Source organism: Streptomyces sp. NPDC102441 (genome assembly GCF_044765585.1).
Classification (GTDB): domain Bacteria; phylum Actinomycetota; class Actinomycetes; order Streptomycetales; family Streptomycetaceae; genus Streptomyces.
This window is the reverse complement of sequence record NZ_JBIWKH010000002.1, coordinates 351,961-370,847: the sequence shown is the minus strand read 5'-3', so window position 1 is coordinate 370,847 and position 18,887 is coordinate 351,961. Positions and strand designations below refer to the sequence as shown.

Annotated in this window: 23 protein-coding genes; 22 read left to right on the top strand and 1 reads right to left on the bottom strand. The window is 68.2% G+C overall.

All coding sequences use genetic code 11. The features are described 5' to 3' along the window. The first annotated feature begins 10 nt into the window (after nt 1–10). The 13 genes from ACIREO_RS05205 (at nt 11) to ACIREO_RS05145 (ending at nt 11,940) form a co-directional block, all read left to right on the top strand. On the top strand, nt 11–559 hold the full coding sequence (locus ACIREO_RS05205) for a hypothetical protein (protein WP_404105237.1): 549 nt from the start codon (nt 11–13) through the stop codon (nt 557–559). A 481-nt stretch (nt 560–1,040) separates the two neighbouring features. After that, nucleotides 1,041–1,604: a hypothetical protein gene (locus ACIREO_RS05200; RefSeq protein ID WP_404105235.1), complete on the top strand. Its 564-nt coding sequence runs from the start codon at nt 1,041–1,043 to the stop codon at nt 1,602–1,604. A gap of 10 nt (nt 1,605–1,614) precedes the next feature. Continuing rightward, on the top strand, nt 1,615–2,592 hold the full coding sequence (locus tag ACIREO_RS05195) for an NlpC/P60 family protein (RefSeq protein WP_404105233.1): 978 nt from the start codon (nt 1,615–1,617) through the stop codon (nt 2,590–2,592). A gap of 49 nt (nt 2,593–2,641) precedes the next feature. After that, nucleotides 2,642–2,980 carry a hypothetical protein gene (locus ACIREO_RS05190; RefSeq protein ID WP_007447287.1) on the top strand — a complete coding sequence of 113 codons (339 nt, stop codon included), beginning with the start codon at nt 2,642–2,644 and terminating at the stop codon, nt 2,978–2,980. A gap of 3 nt (nt 2,981–2,983) precedes the next feature. Beyond that, complete coding sequence (locus ACIREO_RS05185; protein WP_404105230.1) at nt 2,984–4,294, top strand: hypothetical protein; 1,311 nt, start codon at nt 2,984–2,986, stop codon at nt 4,292–4,294. Continuing rightward, nucleotides 4,275–5,906: a hypothetical protein gene (locus tag ACIREO_RS05180; RefSeq protein ID WP_227025184.1), complete on the top strand. Its 1,632-nt coding sequence runs from the start codon at nt 4,275–4,277 to the stop codon at nt 5,904–5,906. Before ACIREO_RS05185 ends, ACIREO_RS05180 begins: the two co-directional genes overlap by 20 nt. 6 nt (nt 5,907–5,912) lie before the next feature. Further along, entirely contained in the window at nt 5,913–7,439 is a 1,527-nt protein-coding gene (locus ACIREO_RS05175) for an SCO6880 family protein (RefSeq protein ID WP_077972430.1), read from the top strand. Next, nucleotides 7,436–8,872: an ATP/GTP-binding protein gene (locus tag ACIREO_RS05170; protein WP_404105228.1), complete on the top strand. Its 1,437-nt coding sequence runs from the start codon at nt 7,436–7,438 to the stop codon at nt 8,870–8,872. The genes ACIREO_RS05175 and ACIREO_RS05170 overlap by 4 nt, the downstream gene beginning before the upstream one ends. Before the next feature lie 62 nt (nt 8,873–8,934). Then, nucleotides 8,935–9,255 carry a DUF6238 family protein gene (locus ACIREO_RS05165; RefSeq protein ID WP_404105225.1) on the top strand — a complete coding sequence of 107 codons (321 nt, stop codon included), beginning with the start codon at nt 8,935–8,937 and terminating at the stop codon, nt 9,253–9,255. Between the two features lie 8 nt (nt 9,256–9,263). Further along, nucleotides 9,264–9,518, top strand: coding sequence for a hypothetical protein (locus ACIREO_RS05160; protein WP_404105223.1), 255 nt, complete (start codon nt 9,264–9,266; stop codon nt 9,516–9,518). A 39-nt stretch (nt 9,519–9,557) separates the two neighbouring features. Then, a complete protein-coding gene (locus ACIREO_RS05155; protein WP_404105220.1) occupies nt 9,558–11,006 on the top strand; it encodes a type IV secretory system conjugative DNA transfer family protein in 1,449 nt (482 codons plus the stop codon). After that, nucleotides 11,003–11,506, top strand: a complete 504-nt coding sequence (locus tag ACIREO_RS05150; protein WP_404105217.1) for a hypothetical protein — start codon at nt 11,003–11,005, stop codon at nt 11,504–11,506. The genes ACIREO_RS05155 and ACIREO_RS05150 overlap by 4 nt, the downstream gene beginning before the upstream one ends. After that, complete coding sequence (locus ACIREO_RS05145; RefSeq protein ID WP_404105214.1) at nt 11,503–11,940, top strand: hypothetical protein; 438 nt, start codon at nt 11,503–11,505, stop codon at nt 11,938–11,940. Before ACIREO_RS05150 ends, ACIREO_RS05145 begins: the two co-directional genes overlap by 4 nt. 77 nt (nt 11,941–12,017) lie before the next feature. On the opposite strand, the gene ACIREO_RS05140 is transcribed toward ACIREO_RS05145, so the two are convergent. Beyond that, nucleotides 12,018–12,650 carry an HAD-IA family hydrolase gene (locus tag ACIREO_RS05140; RefSeq protein WP_404105211.1) on the bottom strand — a complete coding sequence of 211 codons (633 nt, stop codon included), beginning with the start codon at nt 12,648–12,650 and terminating at the stop codon, nt 12,018–12,020. Nucleotides 12,651–12,824: 174 nt separating this feature from the next. Here ACIREO_RS05140 and ACIREO_RS05135 point away from each other — a divergent pair, with 174 nt between their 5' ends. The 9 genes from ACIREO_RS05135 (at nt 12,825) to ACIREO_RS05095 (ending at nt 18,838) form a co-directional block, all read left to right on the top strand. Continuing rightward, nucleotides 12,825–14,045, top strand: a complete 1,221-nt coding sequence (locus ACIREO_RS05135; RefSeq protein ID WP_077972423.1) for a helix-turn-helix domain-containing protein — start codon at nt 12,825–12,827, stop codon at nt 14,043–14,045. A 326-nt stretch (nt 14,046–14,371) separates the two neighbouring features. Further along, nucleotides 14,372–14,563 carry a hypothetical protein gene (locus tag ACIREO_RS05130; protein WP_143621479.1) on the top strand — a complete coding sequence of 64 codons (192 nt, stop codon included), beginning with the start codon at nt 14,372–14,374 and terminating at the stop codon, nt 14,561–14,563. Next, nucleotides 14,560–15,024: an ATP-binding protein gene (locus ACIREO_RS05125; RefSeq protein WP_404105207.1), complete on the top strand. Its 465-nt coding sequence runs from the start codon at nt 14,560–14,562 to the stop codon at nt 15,022–15,024. Before ACIREO_RS05130 ends, ACIREO_RS05125 begins: the two co-directional genes overlap by 4 nt. Nucleotides 15,025–15,176: 152 nt before the next feature. Then, entirely contained in the window at nt 15,177–15,539 is a 363-nt protein-coding gene (locus ACIREO_RS05120) for a hypothetical protein (protein ID WP_404105204.1), read from the top strand. After that, nucleotides 15,533–15,994 carry a DUF6302 family protein gene (locus ACIREO_RS05115; protein WP_404105201.1) on the top strand — a complete coding sequence of 154 codons (462 nt, stop codon included), beginning with the start codon at nt 15,533–15,535 and terminating at the stop codon, nt 15,992–15,994. The genes ACIREO_RS05120 and ACIREO_RS05115 overlap by 7 nt, the downstream gene beginning before the upstream one ends. Nucleotides 15,995–16,047: 53 nt before the next feature. Next, on the top strand, nt 16,048–16,257 hold the full coding sequence (locus tag ACIREO_RS05110; RefSeq protein WP_077972417.1) for a DUF5999 family protein: 210 nt from the start codon (nt 16,048–16,050) through the stop codon (nt 16,255–16,257). Then, complete coding sequence (locus tag ACIREO_RS05105; RefSeq protein WP_404105199.1) at nt 16,254–17,141, top strand: endonuclease/exonuclease/phosphatase family protein; 888 nt, start codon at nt 16,254–16,256, stop codon at nt 17,139–17,141. The genes ACIREO_RS05110 and ACIREO_RS05105 overlap by 4 nt, the downstream gene beginning before the upstream one ends. A gap of 179 nt (nt 17,142–17,320) precedes the next feature. Beyond that, the gene (gene fxlM, locus ACIREO_RS05100; RefSeq protein WP_404105197.1) at nt 17,321–18,568 is read left to right on the top strand and encodes a methyltransferase, FxLD system; all 1,248 of its coding nucleotides are present in this window, start codon (nt 17,321–17,323) and stop codon (nt 18,566–18,568) included. Nucleotides 18,569–18,649: 81 nt separating this feature from the next. Next, on the top strand, nt 18,650–18,838 hold the full coding sequence (locus ACIREO_RS05095) for an FxLD family lanthipeptide (protein ID WP_404105194.1): 189 nt from the start codon (nt 18,650–18,652) through the stop codon (nt 18,836–18,838). Nucleotides 18,839–18,887 lie beyond the last annotated feature (49 nt).

Genomic DNA, 18,887 nt, shown 5'->3' with positions numbered 1-18,887 from the left:
AGGAATGACGATGTGGTCTCGCCGACGCGACCGGGCAGAGGACGGCGTCCGCGCCGATGCCGAACAGGCAGCATCCGCGCTCACGCTGCACCTCCAGGACGGAGGCGGTCTTTTGCCAGTCCAGGTGAACGGCCTTGCCCTTGCGGCCGGTGAAGTCGCCTTCGCGGACGTGTCGTGTTCCGCCGCCCGCCTCTACGGGACAGACGTCGACTATCCGACCTCGACCGGGTACTTCGAGCACCACCCGACCTTCGGCCGGCGGTGGGTGACCAACCGGCGCCTCGACGCCCGTCGGCGGCAGGAAGCGGAGGACGCCGCCCTTCCCCAGTGGCGTGACCACACCGCGGCCCGAGTGGTGCTCACCTCGGCCGGGGTGCGGCTCCTGCCACAGGGCGCCCGTGAGTGGATGCCCTTCGACCACGCCCTCCTGACCGGCGTCACCGCTGAACCGTCCGCCGTCGTGCTCGCGTACAGCACGTGCGCGCCCGTGCTCCTGTCCGGCCCGGCCGTGCCGTGGCTCGGTGTAGCGATCGAGCACCTTCGTCACGGGCCCGCATAGGGCCGCAAAGCAGCTGCCTAAACGAAAGCCGGAACTTAATTCCTGGAATTAAGTTCCGGCTTTTTACGTGATTCGAGTTGTCCGCGAACCCCTGCAAGGATTCAGGCACGGCCAACGCCACAAGGCACTTTCCGGCCGCAGAGATCACCCACGATCTCGCCCGAGTCACGGAAGGGGCTGATGGCCTTGATATGAGTAACGCGCCCGGCAGCTCAACCGTCTCGCAGATGCGAAACACGATCGAACCCTTCCGCAGATGAGACAGGCAGATAGAGCTACACGCTCCGGCCTGTTCTGCGAATTCTCCGGCATTCGCCAGTAAAGCCCGCGGGAAGAATCCCCCTTCTTCCCGCGAAGGAGCGGTGCGGCCCTCCGCCCCCGCAGGGCCGCACCGCTCGCTCTTCCAAATCCCATGCACCAAGGTTGTGGTCCCCGCATGCCTCGATCCACCCGTTTCATACCTATATCAGCAGCTATAGGAGTGGCTGGTTCTCTGGCCTTCCTGTCGACCGGTTGCTCCAGCTCGACCAACGACACCTCCGCAGCCCCGGCCGCGTCGGCGCAGCCGCACTCCGTCTCGGCGGGCATACCCGACACGGCGACGCCGCACAGCGGCACTACCGCCTCCGCATCAGCCACCGGACTGCCAAGCGACGTTGAGCGGACCGCGCGGTCCTTCACCGTGGCGTACGCGGAGCACGACGCCCGCGACGGCGCAGACAGCTCGTACGCGGATGCCGGCGCTCGGGCCGCCCGGCTCGCCTCGGGGGAACTCGCGGGCGTGCTCGCCCAGAAGCGCCCCGGCCAGGATGCCGCCTGGGCCGCCCTGCGAGCCGAGAAGGCTCGCCAGACGGCCAAGATCACGGCCGCCGTGGTCCCCGACGGCGCACCCGCGGTGACTGCCTCCTCCGCTCTCGTCCGTGTGAGCTACACCCTCACGACCACCCCCAAGTCCGGGCATCCGCGCAGCAGTAGCGAGCAGTTGGCGCTCCGCCTGGAGCACACCTCCAAGGGCTGGCGTGTCACCGCCTTGCCCTGGGCGTGACGGGGCCGCGATGAACAAGGGCACGCAAGCGGGCCTGGGGCTCGTCACGGCCGGGCTCATCACCGGTGTCGCCATGCTGACCACGTTCGGAGGGGCCGACAGCGCCTCCGCGCAGGAGGCTGGTCCGGGTGGCGGCATCACGACGGACGCCCCCGTGCCGGGCTGGGTCCGTGAGCTGATCAACAAGCACGCGGGCAAGTGCCCGCAGGTCACAGCCTCGCTCCTGGCAGCTCAGCTCTACACGGAGAGCCACTTCAACTCGGGCGCGACCTCGCCCGTCGGCGCACTCGGGATCGCTCAGTTCATGCCGGGGACCTGGGCCCAGCACGGCAAGGACGGCGACGGCGACGGGATCAAGGACGTCCGCAACCCCGCAGACGCCATCGCCGCGCAGGCGGCCTACGACTGCACCTTGGCCGCCGAGGTCAAGGAGGTGCCGGGCGACTCGACGGACAACATGCTGGCAGCGTACAACGCGGGCGGCGGCGCGGTGATCAAGTACGGCGGCATCCCCCCGTACCCCGAGACCCGCGACTACGTCCGCAACATCCGCTCCCTGGCCTCGAAGTGGGCCGACGCCGTCCGTCCGGACGCTCCGGCCGGCAAGGGGGCCGCTCGCGCGATCACGGCCGCGAAGACCGCTCTGGGTAGCTGGTACCAGTGGGGCGGCAGCTGCGCCATGCCGTTCAAGGGCATGGGCGGCTGCGACTGCTCCTCGCTCACCAAGATGGCCTGGTCAGCGGCCGGAGTAAACCTGCCGCGTACCACGTACGACCAGGTCCACGCGGGGACCGCCGTCAAGGCCGTTTCTCAACTCGCGCCGGGCGACCTGCTGTTCTCCGTCCCCGGCTCCGCCGGACCTGAGCACGTCGGCATGTACATCGGCGGCGGCCAGGTCATCGACGCCCCGCACACCGGCGCTCAGGTGCGGATCAAGCCGCTCTCGTACTGGAAGCCACAGATCATCGCGATGCGGCACGTCGGCTAATCAAGCCAAAACATCCCAAACCATTACTTACGCCACCAAGGGGCTGAACATGCACAACCTCCTTTCTGCCGCTGCCGATCCCTCCCTGCACACGACCCTCGCCGCCGGTGCCGACGTCGTCAGCGGGGTGAAGCCCGACTGGGGCCCCTTCGGGAAGCTCGGCGGAACGGCGAAGGTGATCCTCGGCGTCATCGCGGCCGTCGTCCTCGTCGTCGGCGCCGGCGCCTTCCTCGCCGGTGTCGGCAAAAGCAAGGGATGGTTCGGCGAGGGCCACTCCACGATGGACAGCTCGCGCGGCAAGGGCATGATGGTCGGCGGCCTGACCTGCGTCTTCCTCGTGGCCAGCTTCGGCACCATCTTCGCCATCACCTACGGCATGGGTGTGTGACCTATGGCTGCCCGATCCCGGAGGAACGTTTCCTCCTCGAAGACCAGCGGCGCACGCCGCCCGTCGGCCAAGCTCTGGGGCATCGCGGCCGGCGGTGCTGCGGTGGTCACCGCGGCCGGAGTGGTCGTCAGCATGGCGACCGGTGCCCCTCCGGCCACGGCCCCCTCCGCGTCCGCACCCGCCCACTCGGCTCCGCACGCCAGCAGCGAAGGTGTGCGCGAGCTGCACGGCGTCCCCATCGGCTACCCGCACACCCGCTCCGGCGCGAAAGCGGCAGCGGCCAACTACACCACCATTGCCGGAAGTTCGCGGTTCCTCACGGACAAGGACGCCCGGCACGCTGCGGTGGCCGTCATGGCTGCCAAGGGCACGACTGAAGCGGCAGCGAAGAAGGCCGACCACACGGCCGGTGACGCGGTCGGCTCTCTGCGGGGGGACAACTCCAAGGTCTCCGCCAAGAAGGCCGTCGCCCGTAACGGCGTCCTCTCCGCTCACGTCCTCAGCGCCGACGCCCACGGCGCGATGGTGCGGCTGTGGACGACGACGGTTCGCGGCAGCGCGGCCGGGCACGCGACGCCGAAGGCGGGCTTCCAGTCGGTGACGGTCACGCTCACCTGGGAGTCGAACGACTGGAAGCTGAAGGACAGTTCAGCCTCCTCGGGGCTGGTCGCCCCGATCGACGTACGGCAGGCGTCCAACGTGCCGGGCGACTTCTCGGACTACGTTCCGGCCGCTGCAGAAGACCCCGTGCTCAGCGGCACCGAGGACCAGAGCGGGTTCCCGGCCCGGTACGGACACGATGAGCGCGGCGCTCGTGCCGCCGCCGTCAGCGCCACCATGCTCTACGGCGACCCGCGGTTCTTCACCGATGAGGACTGGCGACACCGGATGCTGACGGCCACCGCCGCGTCGAGCGTATTGCACTCGGTCACCTCGGACAGCGACTCGACAGCTCGCCTGGTCACGGAGAACCGCGGGGTCGGTGCCGACGGCAAGGCGGCCGACGGCAGCGAGCTGATCACGCGGACCGCGGCGCTCGCCACCCGCTCGATCTCCTACTCCGACCAGGCCGCGAGCATCGAGCTGTGGACGGCGTCGGTGGGCGGCGTCGCCGGGAAGGACGAGACGCAGCGCCCGCAGGTCGCCTTCCTGCGGATGACCGTGGATCTCGTCTGGGAGGACGGCACCTGGAAGACGACGGCCGTAACGCCGTCCGAACCGCTCGTGCCGTCGCCGCCGGCCATGCAGGAAGCCGACCCGGCAGACAGCTTCGCGAACATGGGAGGTGTCGGCAATGCGCCTGCGACTGCGTGAGGACGCACCCGGCCTGCTGACCATCGAGCGGGGAACCCCAGGCCGCTGGCGCCGCCGCCTCCAGACGGTGGCGATGGTCAACGTGATCATCGGGTTCGTGTTCGTGCCCTCGGCGGTGGCGAATCCGTTCTGCTACATCCCGATGGTGTGCGAGGCGAAGGCGGCCATCGACTTCGTCAAGGACCCGCTGGGGTTCCTGCTCCAGAAGCTGACCGAGGCCAACATCTGGTTTTTGAGGAAGATGTTGGAGTTGATCCAGAACACCACGAAGATTGATCTCACGAGCTCCGGCTTCCTGAAGCAGTACGCGATCATCTTCGCGGCCTCCAGCCTGCTCACCGTAGCCCTGTGGCTGATCGCCGTGGCCAAACGGGCGGTCCGCGGAGTCGCCCTGACCACCGCCGTGTCCGAGGCGGTTGGCTTCCTGCTCCTCCAGTTCGTGGTCAACGCCATGACACCGGGCGCAATCGCACTGCTGATGAAGGCCATTGACGAAGTCACGGCCATCTTCGAGCCGTATGCGACATCGAACTTCAAGCCATTCCTGGAGAACATTCTCAAGGTCATGGCAGCCAACCCCACCGAGGGCGTGGGACAGCTGCTGGTCGTCAATCTCATCATGATGTGCGGCGCCCTGCTGATGTGGATCGAGCTCCTGATCCGCAGCGCGGCCATCTACGTGGCCGTTGCGCTCGGGCCGATCGTCAACGCCGGGCTGGTCGACCGCGACCTGTGGGGCAAGTCGAAGAAGTGGTTCGGGGCCATCTTCGCCATCGGCCTGAGTAAGCCGATCTTGTTCGCTCTGCTGGGCCTCGGCGGCGCGATCCTCAGCGACACCTCGGGGAGCATGTCCGACTCGGTCTCCAAGACCCTGGTCGGCGCGTTGATCCTCCTGCTTGCCGTCTTCGCGTCCGCCACGCTCTACAAGTGGGTGCCAGCCTTCGGCGACGAGATGGCCAGTCTCCACCACGACCGGAAGAGTGCACAGTCCTCCGGCCCGGCCGCCGCGGTCGACGGCCCCGCCCAGCACGCCAACAGGGCGATGGGCGCTCGTGTCCAGGACTCCTTGGTCGGCGGCTCCAAGTCCGCTGGCGCCAAGTCCGCTGGCGCGAAGATGGGCGGCGGAACTGCTGTGGCCGGACCGGTCGCGGTCGGTGCCGCCATTGCTAAGGCCGGCGTCGACGTGGCGAAGAACAAGGCCACCACTTCCCCAGGCGCGCAGGGCACCGACGCCGCAGGCGGCGGCAAGGCCGAACAGCCCGAGAGCCAGCAGGGCGGCGAGGACACCGCCGGTACGTCCGGTGCACCGGCCGCCGCTAGTCCCCAGGGAGCGACCTCCGACCCGGTCGTCGGCTCTTCTCCGGACTGGTCCTCGGCCGGTGGGCACGCCTCGGCGGGGCGCCCACCGGGAGCCAATGGGGCACCGAGCACAGCACAGCCGTCCTCCCCGCCGTCAACCGGCACGGGAACCTCGGGCCCGACACCGCCCGCCTCCCCCTCCTCCGCATCAGGAACCACCTCGGGCTCCGGGCCCTCCGTCACGCCCCCGCCGCCGTCGCGGCCCTCGGGCGGCCAGGCACCCGGACGACCGAACCCCAGCAAGGATCAGTGACCCTCCATGTCGACTCGTACGTATCAGTTCGGAAAGCACCGCCCCACAGGATTGGTCGGCCGCCGAGACCTCGGCGAACAGGTCGTCCTCGGCGGCGGCGCCGTCACCGGCATCCTCTTCGGCTACCTCTTCAACGGCGTGACGGCCATCGCCGCAACGTGCCTGGTCCTGCCGATCCTGCTCGCCCTGGTTATCGTGTACGCCCCGTACCGGCCCAAGGGCACGTCCCAGCGGCGCACCCTTTACCGCTGGTGGCGGATCAACCGCTACCACCGCAAGGCGCTCCGCCGTACCGGCGGCGTGTGGGTGTCCCCGGCCGTCGAGGCCGGCGTGCGCACCAACGGCACTCCGCCGGACGCCGCTCTGGCGGAGCCGGAAGGCGTCACGGGCATGACGTGGGTGCCGGTCACGGTCCGCGGGCAGCAGGCCGTCGTGGTCCTCCAGCCGGAGGCCGGGTGCGTCACGGCCACGCTGGAGATCGCCTCGCCCGGCCTCGGCGGCAAGGAAGTCGGTGAACAGGTCGTCGCACTGGAGCGTTGGGGCGAGCTCCTCGACGCGTTCGGCAACGTCGAAGAGCACCCGGTGAAGCGGATTCAGGTCCTCGCCCGGCAGATGAAGTCCGACCCCTACGCCCACCAGCGTTACATCGCGCAGCGCGACGAGTCGGCCGCGACGACGGCCGCCCCGCAGTGGCTGAAGGACTCGTACGACGTACTGGCCAACGCCGTATCTACCAGCGCCGAGGAACACCGCTACTACATCACCATCCACGCCCGGTTCACCCGCGACCTGGCGGCCGAGGGCGCCGCCCGCGGAACCGGAGACGAAGGGATCGCCGCCGCCATGTCCGCGTACCTGGATGAGCTGTGGTCCCGCGCGGAGGACGCCGACCTCTCCGTGATCGCGCCCCTGGACGAAGGGCGGATGACTGCGTTCATCCGCAACAGCTACGACCCGGACCACGCCATCTGGGACACCGACCTTCGACAGGCGCACGCCTTCCCCCGCAACGTCGATGTCCGCGACGGCGCCCACGTTGCCACCCGCGCGGCAGGCTCCACCGACAGCTGGTACCACGCCACGGCCTCGGTCATCGGATGGCCCACCACCCCGGTCGGCCCCGATTTCCTGAGCCCCCTGCTGATCGGGATGCCCGATGTCATCCGCACCATCTCGATCACGCAGCAGCTCGAACCCAACGACAAGGCTGTGGAGCGGATGCTCGCGGAGGACACGAACAACCAGGCGGAGATGACCCGCGACCGCCAGCGCGGTAAAAACATCGACCCGCGCGACCAGATCGCCGCCAGCGCTACCGGATCACGCGGCATGAATCTGGCTTCCTCTGGCGCGGCTGGCTCCGCCGTCGTCGGCTACATCACCATCTCCTCGCGCAGCGCCGAAGAGCTGGAGCGCACCAAGCGCACCACCGCCTCCCGCGCCCGCAACGCTCACCTGCGGATCGAATGGCTCGACCTCGAACACGCGAGGGCCTTCGCCACGACCCTCCCCCTCGCCGGAGGCATCAAGTGACAGACCTGCTCGACCTCACCCCGCTGTCGCCGATGCACGAGACGGTGCGCCGTCCCCTCTACACCGAGACGACCACCAGCCAGGCCCTCTATCTCCCCATCGCACCGCCCACCCTCGGCACGGCGGGCGCGATCATCGGCCGGGAGCTCTACTCCGGCAAGGCGTTCATCTACTGTCCGTTCAGCGCCTTCGGCGACGGCCTGCCCGGCGGCAACATGATCGTGATGGGCGACACCGGCCGGGGAAAGTCCGCCCTGACCAAGACCTACGCCGCGCGACAGATCCGTCTCGGACGTCAGGTCGTGGTCCTCGACACCAAGGAACAGAAAGAGCGCGAAGAGGGCGAATGGGCCGCGCTCGGCCGCTCGCTCACCGGCAAGGCCCCGGTGAAGTTCGCCCCCGGCGGCAGCCGGGGCGCCTCGTGCATCAACCCGATGGACCCCGCCATCGCGGGCAAACGGCAAGTCGAGCTGGTCCGCACAATCGTTGAACTCGGGCTGGGCAAGGCCCTGGACGAATTCGCCGGCTCCGCCCTGCGGATCGCGATCCGCAGGGCCCACCAGCGGGCGGGAGACCTCGGCCGCACCCCGGTCCTGGCCGACGTCGCCGCCGCGTTGCGGTCACCGGAAGAGTCCGACGCGACGGCCAAGAAGCGTACGCGGGACGACCTTCTCGGTGACGGCCTGGAGGCGTCCTACGTCCTGGACCGGCTCTGCGGCAGCGAGCAGGACGCGACCGGCGACCTGACGGGGATGCTCGACGGCCCGACCAGCCTCGGGGTGGATCTCGACGCTGACATGATCGTCTTCGACCTGACCAAGGTCCCGTCCGGCGGGGTCGCCATGACCATCCTCGTCGCCGTGATCTCGGTTTTCCTCGAAGAGGTGTGGCTGCGCCCGCTGTGCGAATGCGGGACGGAGCCGGGGCAGCACGACCGCGTAGTGGTTGACGCGAACTCCGGAGCATGGGAGCTGGGACCGAACCAGCGCTCAGGCTGCCGCCGCTACACGCAGCGCAAGCGCATCCTCGTCTGCGAGGAAGCGTGGCACATCCTCGGAACGCCCCAACTCGCCTCGCTGCTTGAGAAGTTCCTCAAGTTCGCGAGGGGGTACGGCCTGTCCTGCATCTTCATCGTCCACCACCTGTCGGACATCGACGACAGCCCGGAGACCCAAGCAGCGCTGAAGATGGCCGACACCATCGTGATCTACAGCCAGAAGAAGGCCGAGGCGGAAGCGACGGTGGCCCGGCTGGGCCTGCCGTCCTGGACGGCCGAGCACATCATGCGTCTGCGCCGCGGGATCGCGCTGTGGAAGGTCGGCGAAGTGATCTACCCCGGCGTCCAGCACTTGTTGGTGGAAGCCGAACAACATCTGTGCTTCTCGTCCGGCTCGATGACCGACTTGACCAGTACCTCCCCGGACTCCGAATGAGCGGACACTGCCACCTCTCCGCCGCCGACACCTTCCACGCAGATTCGGAACGAGCCCTCACCATGACCGTCACCACCGCCAACCCCACGCTTCCCGCCGCCGAGCGCGCGGTACGACAGGACCTCGACCAGCTGCACGCCGAAGCACTCGACCTCGCCCGGCGCACGAAGGAACTGGCCGTCGTACTCGACCACGGCGACTACTCCGCCGCCGGAGGACGCGTGCGTACGGCCGTCACCCACATCTGGCGAGCCGCCGAGGACCTGCACAGCGCCTTCCACACCGCGCCCCCACGCTGCGCCGGACCCGACGCGTCGATGTCGCGGCTGTGCGGCCGGCGTATGCGCTACCTGGCGGCTCGCGTCGCCCGGAGGGCCGACTAGTGGACGTCATGCCCGATGGAATGTCACTGGCCCTGTACGCCGTGACGGCCGTGCTGGCGCTGGCCCTGGTGACGCTCTGGTTCCTGCTGAACCGCGGACGGCGCAACGCCGGATTCGCGAGCAAGGGACAGCTCAAGCGCCAGATGTCGGCCAAAGCAGTCCTGAAGGCCACCGAGATCAGGCCCTCCCTCACCAGCGACGACAGCCAGCCCAACCGCGCAGCCGGGGTGAGCTTCGCGAAGAAGCGCCCCACCGCTCGCTGACCTTCTCGCCTCGTTGCCCACCTCGCTCCGGAGTACGTCATGCACCACCCCCTCGATCCTCACGATTTCGGCTACTCGCTGGGCACCTCGCAACGCCCGAAGGGCGTCGAGCTGTGGTCCCGCGCCGACAAGGCATGCCGGGTCATCGGCCCGATGGGCAGCGGGAAGACTCTGCGGTTCTTCGCCCCGCTCGTCCGCAACTGGGCCGGTCCAGTCCTGGCCACATCGACCAAGCCCGATCTGGTCGAACTGACCCTCGACGCGCGGCAGCGGGAGGGCCGCCCTGTTGCGGTCTTCGACCCGCAGAACATCGCGCCGAGCCTCCCGAAATTCCGGTGGACGCCGATCAACGGCGCAGCCGACACCGAAGTTGCGATGATGAGGGGCAAGGCGTTCGTCGCTGGTTCGCGCACTCCCAACGGCGCAGCGCAGTCCAGTGAGGGCAGTGCCTTCTACAAGGGACAGGCTTCCAAGATCCTCGCTGCCTTCTTCCACGCCGCCGCCCTCGACGGCGCGTCCCTCGACTGGGTACTCCGGTGGGCCCGCAAGCTGACCGACCCGGCACCCCTCGGCATCCTCAACGCACACCCCGGCGCCGGCCCCGGCTGGGCGGACATGCTCCGCACCGCCACCACCGGCGACAGCCGCACAGTCGGCAACACCGCATCGACCCTCGATGCGGCGCTGGAGCCCTTCATGCACCAGTCGGTGATCAACGCCCTCCAAGGAGATGGAGAGGACCCCACAGACTTCGGCGCGTTCCTCGACTCCGGGGGCACCCTCTACCTTCTCGGCAAGGACAGCGAGGTGAACAGCGTTGCACCCCTGACTACCGCGATAGCAGAAGACCTCTTGGACTTCGGGGAAGCGCACGCCCTCGTCTCCCCGGCCGGGCGGCTCGACCCCGCTCTCCTCGCGGCCCTGGACGAAGCGCCGAACATCGCGCCCATCCCCTCCCTCCGCCAACGCGTCGCCGACGGCCGGGGTCGCGGCATCACGGTCGTCTACGGCCTCCAGGCGTGGGCGTCCGCCCGCGCCCGCTTCGGCGAGGACACCGCGAAGGAACTGGCGGCCTTCACCAACAACGTCATCGTCCTGCCCGGAGATAAGGACCCCGACTTCCTCAAGGACATGTCCGACCTGTGCGGTCAGGTCGAGCGAGAGCGCAAGACGAAGACCACTTCCGGCGGGGACCGCGGCGGCCACTCGACGGCCACGCACATGGCGCTCGAACCCGTCCTTCGAGGAGACGAGATCAGGCGCCTGGCCGAGGGCCACGCCCTGGTCCTCGCGGACAACCTGCCGCCGATCGTCACCCGGCTCGACGGCATGTGGACCTGGGACTCCTGGGCCGAGATCGAGGGGTACGTGCGTGACCTTCGGGCCGCCAACGAAGCCGAGCGGACCGAGCGGGCCACTGAGAAGAAGAAGCGGGCCAAGGCCCACGCGGAGGCGTGGGCCGGCCGTGAAGGAGCGGCTGCCGCATGACCGAGATCCTGACCCACTTCGAGCCCTTCCCCGAGCCGCCCGCGCTGATCCTGGAGTACATCGCGGAGCGGAGCACGGAGGAGTCCGTTGCCGCCGACGGTCCCGCCCCGTGGGACCTCGGCGCCCTGTCAGCCGAGTTGATCGCGCCGATGCCCGCGTGGCTCGATTCTGTGTGCCGCTGGCTGAACCGGACGTACGCCTGGCAGCCGCAGGATGTCATCCCTCCCTGCTGGGTGAAGCACGAGGGACTGGCGTACGAGATCGCGGCCCTGGCCTTCGCCCGGGGAGACGCGTATGCGGAGGCGGGTTCATCCGTGATCTGGCACGAGCAGTACGACCGGTTCCTCACCCGCATGAACAAGACGTTGGGCAAGGCGGGCGACGAGTGCCGCGTCGGCAGGCACGACGAGCGTCCGGCGCGCTTTCAGCTCGCGGCCTGGCCCACCGCCAAGGGCGAGGAGACGGGATCTGTGGGGCGAGTCGAGGAGATGGCCGGATGATGGCGGACCCGAACATGGTCTTCTCGACGGACCCACGTCACGGACTGGTGGCGCGAAGCGGCTGGGAGCAGGAGGAAGCCCGAACCGTGCTCCGTGATCTCGGTTGGGAGTGGGCGGAGGAACTGCACGCCCTCGTCCCACCGGACGACGTGCCGGAGGTCGACGCCGGCCTTCAGGCGGTGGAGGAACTGCACCTGCACGGGCACCGGACCGGGTACGCCGTGGGTCCTTACGGCACGATGCGGTTGACCCTGGATCGCGCGGAGCAGGTGTTCACGAAGGTCGCCGCTCAGGAGCCTGGTAAGGCCACCGCCGGAGTGGACGCGAAAGATGATCAGCCTGCAAGAGCGGAGGCCAGGCGGCCTAGGTACGGGGGCGTACCCGCTTCAGAAGGTCCGGGCGAGCCCGATGGGCCGGAGCCCCCGGCGATCTAGAACGCTCACCAGCAAGAGCCCATGGCCGTCCTTCAGCGTTCGAGGAGCCCTAGAGGTTCCTCGAACGCTGCTGTCGTTCAGGCGGGGGCGGGGTCGAGGAGAAGTGAGGCGAGGATGGCAGCTGTGCCGGTGGGATCGGTCGTGTGGTGCACGGTGCGGATGCCCAGGGTCTCGGCGGGCGGCAGGTTCTCCGCGTGGTCATCAACGAAGACGCATTCCGGACCGGTCAGGTCTAGGGCGTCAAGCGCGCGCTGGTAGATGAGCGGCGACGGCTTCCGTACGCCTTCCAGCTCCGACAAGATCACGGCGTCGAAGAAGTCCGTCCACATGCCCTTGTCCTCGTACGGGTTGTAGGGCTCGATCCCGAACGAGTTGCTGAGCATGGCCACCTTGATCCCGGCCGCGCGAGCGCGCTTCGCGGCGGCGACGATCTGAGGCTCCGGGTGAAGGTTCGCCAGAGCGCGCCGCATCAGGTCGGTGGAGTCGATGCCGAGGATGCCGCCGATGACACGGTTCCAGTCTTCCTGGGTCGCCTCACCGACCTCCAGTGCTGCGTAGATCGCGACGCCTTCAGGATGCTCATTCAGTGCCGCGAAATACGCGCCTGGAGTCAATCCCTCCGTCCTCTCGAACGCCTGCCCGTTCAGTCGCATCCGAGTGGTGAGCACACCACCGAAGTCGAGAATCAGGCCACGGTATGGGGCTGGCAAAGCGTCCTCCTTGCCGATCTTGCGTACGTGTACGCGGTCCCCCGGCCGCAGGGCGACAGGGGGACCGTTGAGTGCCCTCCCCAGAGGGAGAGACCCCCAGTATCGCCTCTCCCCGACGCACGTGGGCCTACGCTTGACACGAGTGCCCTGTCCACTACGGCGAACGGTCAACCCATGGTGTATGACGGAGAGTTGTTCAGCATCGGCCAACGGATCAAGTGGTGGCGTGAGCGCCGGGGCTTGTCCCAAAGGATGCTGGGAGACCTAATCGGCAGGTCAGAGAACTGGGTCTACAAGATTGAGAACGATCGGATGCCGCTGGACCGGCTTCCGATCCTGATCGCGCTGAGTAAGCAGCTGCGATGCAGTCTGGAGGACCTGACGGGCGGATACGTGTCCGGAATCGTTACGGCGGGCACGGAGCACGAGCACGTTCCGCTCATCCGACAGGCCCTGTCGCTGCCCGCCTCTCTCCTTCCGCAGCGAATCGGGTCGGTCACCTCCGACGACTTCGAGTCGTCGGTTACGGATGCCTGGAAGGTCTACGAGACGCAGGCTGAGGACCGGTACCGCGACGTCGGCGAGCGGCTGCCCACCCTCCTGCGGCAGGGACACGCCGCTCTGCGCGACGCCTCACCTGAGCACGAGGGCACCGTCCTCCGGCAGCTCATCAGCCTCTACAGCCTGCACCAGATCTGGCTTCGTCGCGTCGGTGAACCGACCCTCGCCCGCATTGCGGCGGACCGCAGCCTCTCCCTCGCGGACAACGCCGGTGACCCGGCCCTTCTCGCGGCTGCGGCCTGGAGCCTGGCCTGTGTCCTCACTTCCGCTGGAGATGTGGAAGACAGCTACGAACTCGCTCGGCAGACCATCGCCCAGTGCCGGCCGAATGACGACTCCGCCCCTGAGCACTGGTCCGCGTACGGCGCGCTGCACCTGCAAGGTGCTGTAGCCGCCGTACGCGCCACAAAGGGCCCGAGGGCGTGGGACCTGTACAACGGAGCGAAGCGGGCCGTGGACCGAGTCGGCGCAGACCTCAACCATTGGCACACGTGCTTCGGGCCGACCAACTTTGCCATGCACGAGGTGCACTTGAAGGCAGAGGAAGGCGACACCAGCGAAGCTCTTCGCGCCGCCGATCACGTCGCTGTCAACGAAGAGGTCCCGCTCGAACGTCGGACCCGGTACCTGATCGAGGTAATGAACCTCAACCGCATCCAGCGGGACGACTACGCGACGGTGCACATTCTCGGCAAGCTGTTGAAGCAGTCGCCGGAGGAGATCGTGTTCTCTCCCCTGGTCAGGGAGGCAGTGGCAGACCTGCTGAAGCGCGAGAAGCCGATGTGGCGCGACGACCTGCGTGCGGTAGCGAAGCACATCGGGCTCGCCGCTTAGGCATATGCCAACCCTGAGCGTTACTCAGCCCTGATTTTTTCTCAGGGGTGGGCATCTGAAGTGGCCCTACGTTTACGGGTCATGACGACAAGTCACGCTCAGACGGAAGCTGGCGCGGCGCCCTTACCGCCCGCCAAGCGCCACCTCCGCCTTGCTCGTGAGGCCGAGGTCGCGCACACGGAGGCCGGTCGTTTCGCGGTCCCTCTCGACCTGTACGAGGGGACCGCGGAGCCCGCGCCCCTTCCGCTGGTCCTGACGGCCGATGAAGTGGTTGACCTTCACGGCAAGCTCGGGGCGCTCTTCCCCATTGCGGAAGGGAAGGCGCGATGACCGCGCGAACCCCCGGCGATCGAGCACGCCGCCGCAATCTCGCCGACGCATCCATTACCCCCATGCCCGCCTTCGCCGGTCTGCTCCGGCGCATCCCGGGCCAGCGGCACCGGACCAACCCCATCGCCTCGCTCGAAGCCCCCGCTCCTGGGCACGAGGGCGGATCACGGATCGGAACGGAGCGGTGAACGGCCCGGCGCCGCAGTGCCCGACCGCGCCTCGCCCCAACGGCTTGGTGGAGGAGAACTTCCCCATCACCAAGCGCTCTCCTGGCGAACTCCCCCCACCCGTAGACGAATCCCGCGTTCGAGCCATGAGGCACGTGACCCGGGAACGCCTCACCTCTCGCGGTCTGACCTGCGTCGCCGACGATGCAACCCTCATCGTCTCTGAGCTGATCACCAACGCCATCCTGCACAGCGGCGGAATGCAGATCCAGCTCACTCTTGACCTTCGCGATGGCGTCCTGTGCATCCGCGTCCACGATGGCGTGACAGGTCCCCGCCCCACGGCACAGACCCCCGACGACGACGAACACGGTCGCGGGCTGGTCCTCGTGCAGGAGATCGCCCGAAGCAGACGGGGCGCGTGGGGTGTCAGCGACAACGGCGCCACCACGTGGTGCGAGCTGAGTTTGGTGGCGTGCTGATGACGAACACCGCATTACGCGACTGGGCGACGAGCCCGGAGACCATGCCGGTCCGCGTTAAGGACCCGACGGTCCCCACGACCCCTTGGACTCCTCCACACGATGAGGAGAAGGCCCGGCGGTACCTGAGCGCAGTGCGCGAGTGGGCAAGCGTGGATTGGAACGAGGTGTTCGACGACCTCGACACCATCCTGCACGGCGAGGAAGAGATCAGCCACCACGCCGCGGGCCCGTCCGGCAGAGCACCATTACCCAACTACAACGACGATGCCCGTACTCAGCGCTTCCTCATGGCGCTCAAGCTGCTTGTAGCCCGTGCCTTGCGAGACCAAGCCGACAAGAAGCACCCGGACATCGCCGCTCTGATCGGACAGGCCCGCACACTGCGTGCCGAGGTAGTGGCCGGCGACGCGGGACAGACCATCGGACTCGTTCGGAAGCTGGCGCGGCTCACCCTCGATCTCGCCGAGCTTTTGGAAGAGGCCGGGATCGTCAGGGGGCTGGTCGAGTGCTAACGACCACTAAGGCTTCGACGCGTTCGTTCGGCCCTTCGCTCTGCTCTGCCGAGGAGGCGTACGACTTCGAGCACTTCCGGGACCGCCTTGCCCGGCCCGAGGTCCTTGCTCACGCCGTCGCGGTACGCGTCTTCCGGGCACCGCTGCTTGCCGTGCCGGTCGGTGGCCCGCGTCGCGGCGGATACATGTCCTTCGATCTGCTGTCCCTGGCAATAGGGGCACGCGGCCTTCTCACGAACCGACCGGGGTTTCCGAACCTCCGCGTCCGGTGGTCGCCGCACCGCGATACCTGCCACACCGTCGAGTGGGGCGATCCGGCTCCCGAGTGGTGGGAAGACGACGCGGTCTTCGGCCGGTTCTACGGCTACAGCGAGGCAGCCATCACCACCTTCTTACGCCAGCACCCCGGGCCTTCTCCGGCGGTCTCCGTTCCGTGTTCCCCCACGGCCCCGTAGTCGCCGAGGGAGAGCCCTCTTCCCGCACCGCACCCGAGAGGACGACGAGCACCATGTGCAAGCACAACCCGCCGTGTCCCACGGCCGACGCCTCCGACCGAGAGGCAGCGCGGCCCGCTGCGGCCCACCCCGAACAGGGTTGGGGGTTGCTGTGCAACGGCGTCCTGATCTTCGATGACACCGGCCAACTCCTGCCGGACGGACGAATCGTCAAACCGCATCGGTCCCTGCTCGCCCTCCAGACGATGCGGAGGCCCGGATGAGCGTCATCGATGCCAGCCGCCGACCCGCGCTCCAGGTCCCCGAAGCAGCCTCCGCACGGTTGCGCGTCGGGTCCTACAACGTAATGGACGGCGGACAGGATCGCTGGTCCGGACAGCTGAGGCTTCTGGCGTCCCTGAACCTGGACCTTCTCGGTATCCAGGAGGCCAAGCACTGGGACCGGACGGACTACGCCCGAGTCCACGAAACTGCTGAGGCATTGGGGATGCAGCCGCTGTTCGCTCCCTCCCGGAGTCACGGCTGCCACCTCGTCCTCTTCTATCGCTGGCCTCGGATACAGTGCCGCCGGTTTCGGGCCGACATCTCCTGCGGGCGCTTTCATCACGCCGCATCAAGAGCGCAGTTCACGGTCGACGGCGTCGATGAACCTCTCTGGGTCCTCCATACACACCTGCACCCCTTCAGCCCGGCGGTTCGCTTGACGGAGGCCGGGTGGCTGACGGAGTACGCCAATCCCGACCGGCTCGCGGTGATCATCGGGGACCTCAACACCGGTGGACTCATGGACAAGGACCCGGACGACTGGGATCAAGTCCCCGCGCACCTCCACTCCCGCCACCGGCTCGTACTGCCTGACGGCAGTTACGGCGGCAGCGACCGTCGTGCGATGAGTGCGCTGACGAAAGCGGGGTTCGTTGACCCGCCGGAACAGCTGGGCATGGAGCCACCGCGTACCGCCGGCCACTGGGGTCGCGGTAGTGAGCCGTACGACCGCCGGTCTGACTTTGTGCTGCTGTCACGCCGCCTCGCTCCAGCTGTCCACGATCACCGAGTAGTGGACACGGCCGAAACCCAGCGTCTCGGCGACCACCTCCCGGTGATCACCTCGGTAGACCTCGTCAGGAGGAAGCCACGACTCCTGTAAGAGGCGCCACATAGACCACCGCCCGGCGGCCCGGATGTAACGGGCCGGATCGTCGGGCGGTTACAACCCCGGCGCGGGGCTGTCGCCTCGTCCCTGACTCACGAGCCCCTGCGGCTCCGCGCCGGTCCATAGATCCGCTCAACCATGCTCGGCACAACTCGCCGAGGAGGAGACTCCGCGTGGATAACGCCCCCGATTTGACGACCAGCACGGAACAAGGCGCCGCCACCGAGCAGCAGCTACGCGACACGATGGTGCAGAAGCTCATCGAGGCCGGGGCCGCCCGCAGCCCTCGCGTCGTGGCCGCGTTCCGCACCGTTCCCCGGCACTTGGCCACCCCCGAGGTGGAACCCGCCAAGACGTACGAGGTCGAGACGGCCACCATCACCAAGACCGACGAGCACGGCGTGGACATCAGCTCCGTGTCCGCCCCGCGGATTCAGGCGATGCAGATCGAGCAAGCCGCGATCGAGCCGGGGATGACGGTTCTGGAGATCGGCTCAGGCGGTCCGAACGCTGCGTACCTCGCGGAGATGGCCGGCGAGAACGGGCGAGTGGTCACCGTGGACATCGACGCTGATGTCACCGCTCGCGCCGAACGGTTCGTGGCTGCCACCGGCTACCGGAACATCTCCGTCGTCACAGGCGATGCCGAGCACGGCGTTCCCGAACACGGGCCGTATGACCGCATCGTGGTCACCGTGCAGGCTGCCGACATCCCGTCGGCCTGGGTTGACCAGCTCACGAACGGCGGACGGCTCGTCGTTCCGCTGCGTATGCGCAGCATGACCCGCACGGTCGCCTTCGTCCGCGACGGCGACCGACTGGTGAGCGACGGGTTCGAGCAGTGCGGATTCGTGCCGATGCGCGGAGCCGGGGAGAACCGGATGCGCCTGGCCGTTCTGCACGACGAGGAGGGCGCGGAAGTCGCTCTCCGCCTGGACTCGGGCCACGCCGAGCCGGACACAGAAGCGCTGCGAGCCGCGCTGCGCTCCCCGCGGTCCGAAGCGTGGTCCGGAGTGACGGTCGGCGGCGAGGAGTCGAAGGAACACCTGGACCTGTGGCTCACGACCGCTCTGGACAACCTCCCCATCATGGCGGCCAAGGTCGGAGCCCGGCAGCGCGGCATCGTCGCTGCCGCTTCCCCGATCGGCCTCCCGGCGCTCGTCGACGGCGGCAGCTTCGCGTACCGCACGACCCGGCCCACCGATCTGGAGAACCGCTACGAGCTGGGCGCCATCGGGCACGGACCCGACGGCCGAAAGGTCGCTGAGCGCCTGGTCGAAGAGATCCAGGCGTGGAACGACGGGCACCGCAGCGACCGTGCACACATTGAGGTCTACCCGGCGGGCACGCCCGACGACCGACTTCCCGCAGGCCGGGTCATCGACCGGCCGCACACGCGGGTCATCATCTCCTGGCCGTGACGCCTTCAGCGTTGCCGTCAGGTGGCACCACCAGCACGTTCCGCACAGTCCACTGATCCCTCAACCCCGAGGAGACGCACGATGGCACCGCAGATCACCAAGTCCCTGCCGCAGACCGGAACGCCGTTCTCGGCCGAGTCCGGGTCGGACTTCGACCTGAGCATCGAGACCGTCTCGGCACTGCCCGTGGTCGGAGCCCTGCTGAACGACACCGGCGACGGCTGCACGTCCACCTGCCAGTCCGCCTGCTCGAACAGCACCTGCGGCTGACCGCAGCACCCCTATCCGGGGCGGGTGGGCCAGTCGGCTGGTCCGCCCG